The sequence below is a fragment of the Symplocastrum torsivum genome, assembly GCF_059505465.1.
On the sequence record NZ_JCACKQ010000017.1, the window covers coordinates 1 to 12,253 of the forward strand.

The following is a 12,253-nucleotide window of genomic DNA, read 5'->3' on the forward strand; positions in this document are numbered from 1 at the left end:
TAATAAGAATCCTACTACCTGATCTCAGCGGTAAGCTTTTTCTCGGAAATCACCTAAGGTCATCAAAACTTGGTCTTCCAGACAGATTTTCCCAGGCCGTCCAGTTTTCTTTTTTTGTTGACTATGTTGGTGAACTATTTCCACCATCTGCTTAAAAGTTTCTAGCCGGACGCCACAAAAGCGCTTAAATTCTGCTGGCTTGAGATGTTTAGCTCGTTCGTATTTCATCAGTTTTCCTTATGAATCTGTCGTGGTGAGCGCAGAAAACGGGTGAGCGATCGCCTAATTTCAGACCTCATATTACCCCAGCGACGACTTTTGCAAGAGGTCTAGTGAATGCGATCGCGTGAGACGAAGCCATAGCGACGTTAGCGAAGCGAACCGTAGGCTAGGAGCGTTAGCTAGTAGCGATTGTAAGGAGCGTCGGCGTTAGCCTAGCGCAGATCGCACTAAAGGCGCAGCCCTTAAAAGGTTCGTAAGTCTGATAGAAGTTGACAACTATTGATCGGAATGCACACATCTCACCTCTATTAAACAGATTTTTATGGCTGGACTCAAGAGCAAGTAACGCGGCTCAAAGCTCAGCAATTTCCTCAATTAGATTCAGTCAATCTGATTGAGGAAATTGAATCGTTGGGCAGAAAAGAGCGACAAGAGCTGAGGAATCAACTGGGAGTGTTGTTAGGACACCTGTTGAAATGGCAATTTCAACCTGATTTAAAGGGCGCGTTCGCCCAACTGATAACTTAAAGCCGTGCGATCGCTCTTTGGTAGTACCAACAGTATCGGAAAGTAAGTTCCGCAATGCTCTCTGCTAAAGTTGGGTTACAGCCTACCGATTAAATATTCCAGAATACTGGGTAGTTGACCCACTGACATCAAGGGTAACGATTTTCACCCTGATCGAGGAACTGTATGAAGGTGCGGAGTTCAGTGGTGCTGAGCAGATTATTTCAAGTACTTTTCCAGAGTTGACTCTGACAGTCGAGCAGATTATTTGGGCTGGGGCAATTCCTAGCGATGAAGAAAACGAATGAAAGACAATTCCTTACACAATAGCTCTGCTCACTCAGACTTGTTATTCTAGGCTTCAGTTAGAGGGATTCAAAACTAATGCCATGACATCAGGAGTAATTTATCCTCACATTGAGAAAGCGGAAGGTCAACCCGCACGGTTACAGAGGATACCGCGTGTGCGTGTCGCTCAGATTGTCATGGATTACTTGGCTTATGGTTGGTCAGTTGAAGAAATGTGCCGACAGCATCCTTATCTGACACTATCAGAAGCTCATGCGGCGATGGTGTATTACTTTGATCGCCAAGATGAAATTGATAGTGAGATTCGCACGGAATGGGAGCAAGCGCAACAGGCAAAATCTCAAGCATTACCTTCTCCTTTTTTTGTGCGAATGAAGGCAAGAGGGTTGTTGTAAGTGGCGATCGCACTCTACATGGACGTTCATGTACCTCAAGCTATTACAGATCAATTGCGTCGTCGTAGTGTAGATGTTCTCACTGCAATTGCTCTCGCCTCAGAACCAGAGAAATGGCTCAATGTGGTAGAGTACCTGCCTTTTTAGTGCGATCGCACATTGGTCGTAACAACCGCATCTGAAGAATTCCTAGTTGCAATTGACCAAGCACTGGATGATCGAGTTTGTGTGCTGCGTAGAGTAAAGCTGCTTTCAGCTCGTCCATTTCAAGGTCTGGCATTTCTTCTAAGATTTGCTCAAAACTTAAAATCTCATCCAATTCATTGTTAAAGGCAAATTCCGCTCCACTCAGCGAAGCTGAGTCAGAGCGCTTTAGTCTAAACTCCAGTAACTTACAATGATTGCAGCTGCTATTCGATTGCTCATGGTGAGTGCGAATAGTCTTTGGCTATGCAGTGGCATCTGAAACCACGCGCCGTTAAGTGAAACTTTGCATGGAAAAGGAACCTTCATGACTAAAATAATCTCTTTGTTTAACAACAAAGGTGGTGTAGGCAAAACAACTACTATTTTTAATTTGAGTGCATCACTTGCCGCAGCAGGTAAAAAGATTCTTTTGATTGATTTTGATCCTCAGTGTAATCTTTCTATTGCAACAATTGGATATGATGAATTTGCTGACTATCTTCAGAGAACAGAAGAATTTCCATTTGGAAAAACAATTCGAGCTTTTGCTCAACCATCTCTTCAACCTACTCAAAATAGCGAAAGTTACGTTACTCAGCCTAAGTATCAGAATGACACGATTAATGATAGAATTAATACAATTTATGCTCAGACTATTATAGATATAGTTCCAGGAGATTTCTGGCTTAATAGTTTTGCTGATATACTTACGGTTGGTACAGATGTAGTGCAAGGTACTGGTTTGTATAGATTCTTAGTTCCCTTTCTTTTTGTAGAACATCTTAAAAAAAATGGAAAATCTTACGACTATGTATTAATTGATTTGCCTCCATCATTTAACACACTTGTCCGTTCAGCTTTATATTGCTCGGATTATTTCTTAGTTCCTTGTACTCCTGATTCATTTTCTGCTTACTGCGTTAGCCTCATTGGCGAAGTATTACCAACTTTTATTGATGATTGGAATCAAGGAAAGCGACGTTATGAAAGTTCAAATCAATACGATAAAGTTATACCTGGAAAAGGTCAACCTAAGTTTGGTGGATGGATTTTCAACGGATTTGATACTAAAAAATATACGAGTACTGGTGAACGGAAAGAAATTGGTGCAGACAAGGCTCATTTGGATAAAATTATAGAGAAAATAAAAAATGATTTAATCCCTAAATTGGAAGGAATATCCAGTTACGAGTGTTTACCTAAGTTTATAAATACAGAACCCGTGGTAAAAATTGAAGATTTGAATGTCATGGCTTCGGAAATTCAAAAATTGAATATTCCTCTTAAATATTTATCCAGTCAACGCCCAACTATATTTTCCGCATGGTCATCTTACCAAAAGGAGTTAATGAAGAGAATGAATGCACAATACGATTTTCTAGCAAAATATATAATTAAGAACTTCGACGCTGAAAATGAGAGTTAACAGGTAATTTGTCAGAATTAATATCAAATACGCTAACGCTCTATTCTCCTCGAAGTCCACTCCCCCAAAGTTGAGGCTGCATGAGAAGCGATCGCCCCTTACTTTGTTAAGCTGCAACATCACTAGATACTGGCTCAAAATGCAGCACCATAATTTGCTCTGGACGTAAACCAAGAGATTCGTAAGTGCGTCCTGTGCGATCGCTAAATTCAACTTCAAACGCCCTACCATCGGCAAGGATTTCAACAACTGTACCCACTTGCCCACGCCACAGATTGAACTCAAGCAAATCGACCGTAAGAGCAACTACATCTAACAACTTGATTGTATCTGTCATATAAACCTCCAACTCTTACAACGGGTAGCAGGTTGTCAATCTTGGAGTATCTGAGTCATGTTCAATAATCCAACCGCTACGAACAGTGGCAACGGTGGAGTGAGCGCTTATACTGTACCTTTGCCTAAAACCACTTCAACGGCTTACTGTCGGCGTGGCGATGGCAGTAAATTGAGTATTTGTCTGCTAGTCTTGCGGGTAATCTCATTAATATCAGTTCGTTGGTCTTCTGAAAGATTCTGAACCTCGTTTAATCCCTCCACTATTCCAGCACCTCTGCGTCTAGCAGACTTATATTGATTCTGTTGCTCTGGACTCAGCAAAGCTTCGATCTGAGTAATAGCTTCAGCTTGAATTTGATTGATTCGAGACTGTTGTTGCTGAAGCGGAGAAGGGGGTTGTGGGGGACGTGGGGGTTGTGGGAATTGGGCTAAAGCTATGCTTGGAGTTGCCAAGATGATGACAGCGGCAAGGAGTGAGGTGCGATCGCGTTTCAGCATAGGTTTCTTGGAGTAAAGGCTGTTGAAATCTATCCTACCCAAGAGGTGAGGATTATCTTAACCTCATAACGTGCGATCGCCTTTGGCACTGCGTTAACGCGATCGCTACATCAACGATTGGGACTTTCTTCGCTGTTCTCTATTTCACCGCCAATTCGCTCCAATGACCAGCCACCGAAGCCAAGGGAGGGAACCTAAGTGGTTTAGGACGCATGGTTCGACTGACTCTGTGTTGAACTAAACTCTGTGCAAACCCCGGCTGGATCGACTTGAAGATTAAACAAAGCGCTATCTTCACACTGACAGCTTCCCTGACCGAAAAACTGGCATACGGCACAACAATCTTGTCCTGATGCGATCGCTTGTTGTCTTGCTTTTTGTCTAACTAAACTTTGTTGTGTTAGAGGAATCAGTCTGAGCGCTATCCCATCCCACTTGGCGAGGACTGTGCCACTTGCGGCAAATATCTGCCAACGAGGGTCAGTCTCTACAATATCTTCTGGAATGCGTAACCATGCTCCTTCTACTTCGGCTTCTATTTGAACTTCAAACTCTTGTGGCTGTTCAATCTTGGTAATTTGCGTCGCACTTAAATGATTTGGTGCTTGACCATATTCCACTTCTTCTCCCACACAGGGGATATGAATGTAGTGCTTGGACCGTAAATCCCCGCTTTTGGCAAGTTCATGCAAGGCTTCACCACTACCATGAACTAAAATCAAGTGCTTTGGATTGACCTTGTTAATCACTTGAGTCAAACCAATTTTGTCAGCATGAGCTGAAAGATTAAAGCGCTCAATCCGTGCTTTTACTGTAATCTCTTTACCATCTAATTCAACGGTATCACCCGTTTTTAGGCTTTGTAGCATTCGCCCAGGAGACTCTTCATCGGTGTAACCCGAAATAAAGATTGCTGCATTTTCTCTCTCTAGCAGCACGCCAGCATAATACACACTGGGTCCACCTGTGAGCATTCCTGAACTTGCAACTATCACACTTGGATGAGCAATTGCTAGAGGTCTTTCTTTATGAGAGCCGATTGGAATAATGGGAGGATTAGGGTTTTCATTAAAGAATGGTTCCTCTTGTTTCGCAAAGTTTTGTACTGAGGATGGGAGGAGTTCCAAATTATCTCGAAATGTATCTGTAATTGCCCGTACTAACCCATCGACATAGATAGGAATTTTTAGCTTTTTGAATAAAGCACTTGTCCGAATTGCGAGTAAAATTTCTTGGGCACGTCCCAAGGCAAAACTGGGTAGAAGAACATTTCCTCCAGCTTCAACAACAGACGCGATCGCATTCATCAATGCTGTCTCTTGATTCCTTCTTGCTGGGTGTGTATCTGCCCCATAAGTAGACTCGGTAATCAATATGTCTGCTTGAGGCAAATCGGCAAGTTTTAATCCTTCAGTCGTTCTACTAGACGTTGTATTGTAGTCCCCGGTATACAACAAACTCCTCTCTCTATACTGGAGATAAATACAAGCCGCTCCCACAATATGACCTGCATTGATAAATTGCACCTTTAATTCTGGCAGAGGTTCAAAGTAGGAGCCAATCGGCTTCGTCTCTAAACGAAACAACGTCCGTTGCAATTCATTCTCATTAAATAATTCATTTGCATCCTCATTTCTCTGTTGAACTTTTAAGCAGTCAGTTAACATCACATGAGCAATTTCACGAGTACCCGGAGTACAAATCATTGGCACGGCTGGGTAGCGGCTGTGAAAGACGGGAACAGCGCCTAAATGGTCTTGATGAGCATGAGTAATGAGGAGAAGATCTGGATTTTTGAGGTGTTCTAGTGCTGGTAATGGGTCATAGCCTTTTGGTCTTGTGCCGCAGTCCAGAACAACTTCATAGGGTCCGATGAAAACTTGAAAACAACTGGCACCAATGCCACGAGCAGCACCTAACGGTTTAACAATTAAACGTTCTGTTTCATCGTTATTAATGGGCGTGTTACTAGGCAGCTCATGGCTTTGGTTCTCTGTATGTAATGGGTACTGGTAAACACTAGTCTGTAAGCTGAAGTGCTTAACAGTAACTCTTGCTCGATGTCCAGTGTCATTGACAGCTTCCCATTCCCAACCCTTTAAGCGGCGCTTAGGTGTGAGAAGTTTCCAGCTATCTACACCTGTTTCTTGCTGTAAGGCGAAAAGAGCTTCTTTCGTTGGCAAAGAGATATTCGGTAAAACTGTAGTAACAGCATTTTGAGGAGGATTAGTCGAGTTGTTTGAGGGAACCTCACGCTCTTTTACTGATTTTGCAGGTGCTTGGTTGGTCGTTACTGATTTGGTAGGTGCTTGGTTGGTAGTTACTGATTTGGTAGGTGCTTGGTTGGTAGTTACTGATTTGGTAGGTGCTTGGTTGGTAGGTGCTTGGTTGGTAGTGGCAGGGACTTGACTAGCCTCAATAGGATTAGCTGTTTTAACTTTGAGAGTATTTCCATCTCGTGTAAACAAGACTTGCCATAACTGACCAATCTTCATCCGGGGGTCAGGAGATAGCAGGTTGATTTTTAGGGTTTTTTCTCCGGGACGAGGGATTTTTAGTTGCAGGTGACGTTTACCCAGTTGCACAACTCTCCCAAGCGTCTCGCCTATTTCGGAATCTCCACTCTCTTCATCTAACAAGCTGACGGTTGCAATTACTCCTGTAGAATCTGTACTCGGAATAACTGACCAAAGTCCTTTACTGGCTGGTGGATTGGATTGAGATTTTACAATTAATTTTGTTAAGTCAGAACAAACAAGGTAGGTAACATCTTCTACTTTTTCTATAGAGCCATTTATTGTTAATTTAAAATAAAAACTTATGCTGTCATCCATTGGAACTTTCAGGAATTATAGTTAGCAATATGGTATCGCACTGAACACCTATACAAAGCTATAGCACCAGAAGCCTTGCGATCGCGTCTCAACAGAAAAAGGTATAGCGGTCTCCTGGAGAGATGAGGTACAGCGGCAGGTGTGTGAAAACTAGATCAGAGCAAGGAACACAAAAAGCTGATAGCTGATAGCTGAGGGCTTCCTGCTATAAAACAAGTCTCATTTGACACCAAAATCGGCAAAATAGGGAATCATTAGACTCAGGAGATATACGCGAACGCTTGGACTGGGATGGATTCTACTGCCGATTTGCCTGCTGAACTGACGACTGTTGACCGGATACCTGTGGTGCAGACTGTTGACCTGAGAAAGGTCTATCGCACTGGATTTTGGCTCAATCAAAAAATTGAGTCCCTGAAAAATTGTACCCTTACCGTCTATCAGGGAGAAACCTTCGGCTTACTCGGCCCCAACGGAGCCGGAAAAACAACGCTACTGAAGACACTTCTCGGAATAGTACGCCCAACATCAGGACGAGCCTGGTTACTAGGGAGTCCAATCGGCAACATTAAAGTCAAACAACGCATCGGCTACTTGCCAGAAAACCCCTACTTCTATGACTATCTCACGGGTTGGGAGTTTTTACAGTTTATCGCAGGGCTATTTGAAATCCCATCTGAACTACAAAAGCAGCGCATCCCAATGCTGTTTGATTTAGTAGGCTTATCCCAATCAGCGGCTCGTAAAAAGCAGATGCGACAGTATTCTAAAGGGATGCTTCAGCGGGTTGGGATGGCACAAGCCTTGATTAATGACCCGGAAGTCGTGTTTTTCGATGAGCCGATGTCAGGGCTTGACCCGATGGGACGCTACCAGATTCGGGAGATTATTCTCTCACTCAAAGCGCAAGGCAAGACGATTTTCTTCAATAGTCATGTTCTGTCGGATGTCGAGAAAATCTGCGATCGCGTTGCTATCTTAGCAGAGGGAGAATTAATTTGTATTGGTTCCCTCGATGAACTACTTGGCACTTCTGAGATTTACTATGTCAAAGGTCAAGGTGGCAACTTAGAGATTATCAAACGCTGGGTAAAAGACTTCAACTTTGATTCAGGTTACTGGTACGGTAAGCTGCAAGGTGACCCCCAAGAGTTTCTCGCAACACTCCGCCTCACGGGTGGTCAAATCATTGCCATGAACCTCACACGTACTTCATTAGAAGAGTTTTTTGTGCAGCAGTTGCGGCAACGGGGAATCACATCCAGCCATTAACCACAACTCCAACCTTTGAAAGATGCTTGTTAAATCTTCTATTTGTAACTCTTAACAAGACACACATTTTCAAAGAGACAAAACTCTATGGCTGATATCGTTGAGACTGCCATCAATGCAGGTTCATTCAACACACTGGTCAAGGCGGTTGAGGCTGCCGGTTTAGTTGATTTCTTAAAAACTCCTGGTCCCTATACTGTCTTTGCACCTGTTGATGAGGCATTTGAAAGACTGCCAGAAGGCACATTAGATGAATTGTTACAGGACATCCCAAAGCTCAAGAAGATTTTGACTTATCACGTTGTCTTTGGTGATGTCAGAAGTGATAACCTTCTTGAAATTGAGGAAGCCGAAACCGTTGAAGGTTCAATCATTGCCGTTGATACGTCCAACGGCTACAAGGTAAATCAAGCCTTAGTTATCACACCAGATATTCTCACCGACAACGGTGTCATTCACGTTATTGACTCGATCCTGATGCCAGCCGTGCTGGAATTCCAAACACTCTAAACGTCTAGTTGCACTCTTCTTTAGGGTAATCGGAGGCATCAATTATCTTGATGCCTCCGATTTTTTTGCTAAGGTATCAATTAGCTGAACCAAGGATGCAACCTGAGCGCGGTGGCAGTTCTAGGGACAAGTAGTTGGATTCTCCTTCTGTCTTCCACCCTGCCGCCGCGCTGCCATACAACATCTGGCTCGGCTGAGACTGTAGACCCGTTACCTGAAAACTCACAGGCACGGCTGCTGTCCCGATGTTGACGGCAATGATTAGCTCTTCACCGCCTAAAATTCGAGCAAAGACATAAACCGTTCCCTCGGCAAACAGAACTTGGTAGCGACCTGTCCGAAGTGCGGGGTAAGCATGACGCAAGGCAATCAGCTTGCGGTGGTACTCTAGAACATCACGTTCCCAGTGAGCTTCCATTGGAAAGCCGCGACGGGAATCTGGATCGAGGCGACCAGGTAAGCCGACCTCATCGCCATAATAGATGCTGGGCGCACCGGGAAAGGTCAACAGTAACAGTGTTGCCAGCTCTACACTGGCTTTATCACCTCCGGCAATTGAAAGTAGCCGCGCTGTGTCGTGACTCGCGAGAAGGTTTAGCTGGGTGAGTTGAATTTCCCAAGGGTAGAGTTCCAACAAGTACTGGATTTTTTCACCATACTCGGCAGCCAATAGTGGTGGATAGGGTTGATAGGAACGGTCTTGCACTTGTTCCATATCCACGCGATCGCCTGCGGTAAATGCGATCGTTGGTGCGGTAAAGAGATAATTCATCACCCCATCAAATTGGGTGCCATCCAACCACTCTCGCGAATCTTCCCAAACTTCCCCGACAATGTAAGCTTCGGGGTTGATGGCTTTAACGCGATCGCGAAACTCCTGCCAAAAACCTGGCGTTCTAATCTCAAACGGCACATCCAAACGCCAACCATCAATACCAAATTTAATCCAGTGTTCGGCAATCTCCATAATGTATTCCCGCACTTCTGGATTGTCATGATTAAATACGGGCAAGGCTCGATTATCCGCCCAACCAACATAGTTAGCGGGAAAATCTCCATTGTAGGCAGACAGCGGCCAGCCTTCAATTTTGAACCAATCTACCCAAGGTGAATGGGGTCCATTTTCCAGCACATCATGGAAAAAGAAAAAGCCGCGACTGGAATGGTTAAACACTCCATCCAAGACAACCTTGATGTCTCGTTCGTGACACGCCTCTACCAGTTCTCTAAAAGCAGCATTCCCGCCCAACATCGGATCGACTTGGTAATAATCGTGAGTGTGATAGCGGTGATTGCTGGCGGATTGAAAAATGGGAGTGAAGTAAATCGCATTCACCCCCAACTCCTGCAAGTAACCTAACTGCTCAATTACACCCCACAAATCACCACCTTTGTAGCCTTGGAGTGTTGGCATTTCATCCCAAGCTTCCCAGGAAGCATTCTTTAAAAGTAGCTTTCGTGGCTGCTTGCTGCGAGCAAAACGATCTGGGAAAATTTGATAAAAAACAGCGTGCTTAACCCAATCTGGGGTTTGAATCTGCATAGATGACTCCCTAGCTTTTCCTCACTAAGGTACAGATACACGAAGTTTTCTAACTCAAACTTCTGGTAGAAAATCCTCGTTGAAGCATGACTGATTTAAGCCAAAATTTCGGTGAGCCTGCATCCCAACCTACTTATTTAGATGTTCCATAGGAAGAGTACCCATCAGGGTACTGTCAAGAGTTCTCCAATTTTCCAGAATATAGAACAGACAGAAACCTAAGTTGCTCAATGTAGTAATTAACTCAGTTTCGATTGCATCAGCTTCTAGTGCAGCGTGGCAAAAATAATTCCGCAAAGCGGCACTAGCTTGGTTGGTCAATAAAATCTGAGAAGATAAAATTAAGCGTCATTATAGATACAGTATTCAACCAAATCCTGTGCAGTCTGTTGAATGAATAGGCGCAGTATTGTTTTTGCACGGAATTACAAGGGAGGTCAGATATGCAACCTGAAAAAATTTCTCCGGGACTGTTAGTTGCTCTACAAGATTACAGATCAGAAGGACGAGTCGGGATAATTCCCCATACGCGATCGCTAGGGCTAATCTCTAAAGTAGACAGCCCAAAGCCAGCGCGTACTGTAGTCTTTATCTACTGTGATGAAGATGCAGAACTTAGTCACTTAGAGCAACATGGCATCCGCGTCAACCAGTCTACAGGCAGAATCCGCACAGCAATTTTGCCAATCCAGAGTTTAGACCCCTTATCAGAAGACCCTGCCGTGCAACGCATTAAGCCATCGCGCTACTTGCAGAAGCGGATGGACGTTGCACCAGAGAAAGTCAATCTACCGCAGTTTCGGGAAGCAAGCGGACTGACGGGACAGGGAGTCGTCATCGGGATTGTCGATACTGGCATTGACCCCAACTACCCTGGATTCCAAGGACGGATTCTGCGAATTTGGGATCAAGCGCTACCGGGTTCAGGTGTGCCGGAGGGAGACTACGGCATTGAATTAACAGGAACGCAACTCACAACCTCTCGCGATACAGACGGTCACGGCACCCACGTTGCGGGGATTGCGGGTGCTGCCGATCCTACCTATGGTGGAATTGCGCCTCAGGCAGAGTATGTCATCGTCAAAACCGACTTTCAGGACGCTCACATTGCTGACGGGGTTCGCTATATCTTCCGAGTTGCCAGTGAATTGGGACGACCAGCCGTTGTGAATCTTAGCCTAGGTGGACACGCTGATGCTCATGATGGCAGCGATTCACTCTCACAAATTATTGATGCTGAGTCTGGGCCAGGACGAATTGTGTGCTGTGCAGCAGGCAACGAAGGCAACGACAATATTCATGCTCAAACTACCGTATCTAGCGGAATGCGTACTATACGCTTTCGTGTGCCAGATAATTTGGTCGGAATCGCTTGGTTAAATGGTTGGTACTCCGGAGATAACTCCTTTGAAGTGTCAGTGCGTAGTCCTGGCGGCTTCGTGACACCGTTTCAAGGGGTAATCACTGAGGGCAATCCAGCACAAGAATACACTCTGGCAGATGCACGAGTGCAAATTGTGACACCTGGCCCCGACCCTGCCAATGGCGACCATAACTTCTTTGTTCAAATCCGGGGTATTGGCAGGCAAGCAGTCAAGGGAGGCGTGTGGCAACTGCGAGTCCGCAACGCTTCCTCAAATGAGGGACGGCTGGACGTGTGGACACTGGACGATCGCTCTGCTGTATTCTTCACTGGCGTAAGTGTACAAGACTCAGTGAAAATTGGTTCACCTGGAGCCTCGAACACTGCCATTACTGTTGCCTCCTACACAACAAAAGTGAACTGGACGGATATCGATGGTAATCCTCAAGAAGTTGGGTTGGAGTTGGATAAAATTTCTGACTTCAGCAGCGAAGGCCCTCTGCGTAATGATGTCCAGAAGCCGGATGTCGCTGCACCTGGGGCGATGATTGTTTCTGCTTTGAGTGCTGATTCGGTTCCAGATCCCTCAAATCGGGTGGATGAACAGTATCTGGTTTTAGCGGGTACAAGTATGGCTTCGCCATTCATCGCTGGTCTTGTTGCACTGATGCTAGAGCGTGACCCAAACATCGACCCTGATACAGTTAAGGCATTGCTGCGAGAAAATAGTTTGATTCCCGATCAGCCAGCCGGAACCTTCGACATAAAATGGGGCTTTGGGTTGATTAATGCGGCTGGGTTATAAATTTTATAGATTCCTTGGTTGAGAGCTTCTCTGATAGCCTTTCA

General features: G+C 44.8%; 14 protein-coding genes and 1 pseudogene. 8 read left to right on the forward strand and 7 right to left on the reverse strand.

The genetic code is table 11. From position 1 onward, the window contains the following. Window positions 1-24: 24 nt before the first annotated feature. The gene (locus AC5JL3_RS05930; RefSeq protein ID WP_496073594.1) at window positions 25-228 is read right to left on the reverse strand and encodes a hypothetical protein; all 204 of its coding nucleotides are present in this window, start codon (window positions 226-228) and stop codon (window positions 25-27) included. 366 nt (window positions 229-594) lie between these two features. Between AC5JL3_RS05930 and AC5JL3_RS05935 the strand changes: the two are divergent. From AC5JL3_RS05935 to AC5JL3_RS05950, 4 genes and pseudogenes are all read left to right on the forward strand, one after another. Continuing rightward, window positions 595-750 (forward strand): annotated as a pseudogene (locus tag AC5JL3_RS05935) (DUF29 family protein); the annotation flags it as partial. A gap of 95 nt (window positions 751-845) precedes the next feature. Continuing rightward, a complete protein-coding gene (locus AC5JL3_RS05940; RefSeq protein WP_496073660.1) occupies window positions 846-1,037 on the forward strand; it encodes a Uma2 family endonuclease in 192 nt (63 codons plus the stop codon). 81 nt (window positions 1,038-1,118) lie between these two features. Beyond that, window positions 1,119-1,433, forward strand: a complete 315-nt coding sequence (locus AC5JL3_RS05945; protein ID WP_496073595.1) for a DUF433 domain-containing protein — start codon at window positions 1,119-1,121, stop codon at window positions 1,431-1,433. Then, window positions 1,434-1,580 (forward strand): hypothetical protein, encoded by a 147-nt coding sequence (locus tag AC5JL3_RS05950; protein WP_496073596.1) that lies wholly within the window; start codon window positions 1,434-1,436, stop codon window positions 1,578-1,580. Here the strand turns inward: AC5JL3_RS05950 and AC5JL3_RS05955 are convergent. Continuing rightward, entirely contained in the window at window positions 1,552-1,752 is a 201-nt protein-coding gene (locus tag AC5JL3_RS05955) for a DUF433 domain-containing protein (protein WP_496073597.1), read from the reverse strand. The genes AC5JL3_RS05950 and AC5JL3_RS05955 overlap by 29 nt on opposite strands. A 192-nt stretch (window positions 1,753-1,944) precedes the next feature. On the opposite strand from AC5JL3_RS05955, the gene AC5JL3_RS05960 reads away from it, so the two are divergent. Then, a complete protein-coding gene (locus AC5JL3_RS05960) occupies window positions 1,945-3,045 on the forward strand; it encodes a ParA family protein (protein ID WP_496073598.1) in 1,101 nt (366 codons plus the stop codon). 106 nt (window positions 3,046-3,151) lie between these two features. On the opposite strand, the gene AC5JL3_RS05965 is transcribed toward AC5JL3_RS05960, so the two are convergent. The 4 genes from AC5JL3_RS05965 to AC5JL3_RS05980 all read right to left on the reverse strand — a co-directional run bounded on the left by AC5JL3_RS05965 (window position 3,152) and on the right by AC5JL3_RS05980 (window position 6,716). Continuing rightward, a complete protein-coding gene (locus tag AC5JL3_RS05965) occupies window positions 3,152-3,382 on the reverse strand; it encodes a DUF4926 domain-containing protein (protein ID WP_496073599.1) in 231 nt (76 codons plus the stop codon). 15 nt (window positions 3,383-3,397) lie between these two features. Further along, window positions 3,398-3,493 (reverse strand): DUF6883 domain-containing protein, encoded by a 96-nt coding sequence (locus AC5JL3_RS05970; protein WP_496073661.1) that lies wholly within the window; start codon window positions 3,491-3,493, stop codon window positions 3,398-3,400. 32 nt (window positions 3,494-3,525) lie between these two features. Next, a complete protein-coding gene (locus tag AC5JL3_RS05975) occupies window positions 3,526-3,882 on the reverse strand; it encodes a hypothetical protein (protein WP_496073600.1) in 357 nt (118 codons plus the stop codon). Between the two features lie 203 nt (window positions 3,883-4,085). After that, on the reverse strand, window positions 4,086-6,716 hold the full coding sequence (locus tag AC5JL3_RS05980) for an MBL fold metallo-hydrolase (RefSeq protein WP_496073601.1): 2,631 nt from the start codon (window positions 6,714-6,716) through the stop codon (window positions 4,086-4,088). Window positions 6,717-7,007: 291 nt separating this feature from the next. Here AC5JL3_RS05980 and AC5JL3_RS05985 point away from each other — a divergent pair, with 291 nt between their 5' ends. Beyond that, the gene (locus AC5JL3_RS05985; RefSeq protein WP_496073602.1) at window positions 7,008-7,988 is read left to right on the forward strand and encodes an ABC transporter ATP-binding protein; all 981 of its coding nucleotides are present in this window, start codon (window positions 7,008-7,010) and stop codon (window positions 7,986-7,988) included. Window positions 7,989-8,075: 87 nt separating this feature from the next. Continuing rightward, window positions 8,076-8,498, forward strand: a complete 423-nt coding sequence (locus tag AC5JL3_RS05990) for a fasciclin domain-containing protein (protein ID WP_496073603.1) — start codon at window positions 8,076-8,078, stop codon at window positions 8,496-8,498. A gap of 76 nt (window positions 8,499-8,574) precedes the next feature. On the opposite strand, the gene AC5JL3_RS05995 is transcribed toward AC5JL3_RS05990, so the two are convergent. Then, entirely contained in the window at window positions 8,575-10,041 is a 1,467-nt protein-coding gene (locus tag AC5JL3_RS05995) for a glycoside hydrolase family 13 protein (RefSeq protein WP_496073604.1), read from the reverse strand. 443 nt (window positions 10,042-10,484) lie between these two features. Here AC5JL3_RS05995 and AC5JL3_RS06000 point away from each other — a divergent pair, with 443 nt between their 5' ends. Next, window positions 10,485-12,209 (forward strand): S8 family peptidase, encoded by a 1,725-nt coding sequence (locus AC5JL3_RS06000; protein ID WP_496073605.1) that lies wholly within the window; start codon window positions 10,485-10,487, stop codon window positions 12,207-12,209. The last annotated feature ends 44 nt before the right edge of the window (window positions 12,210-12,253 follow it).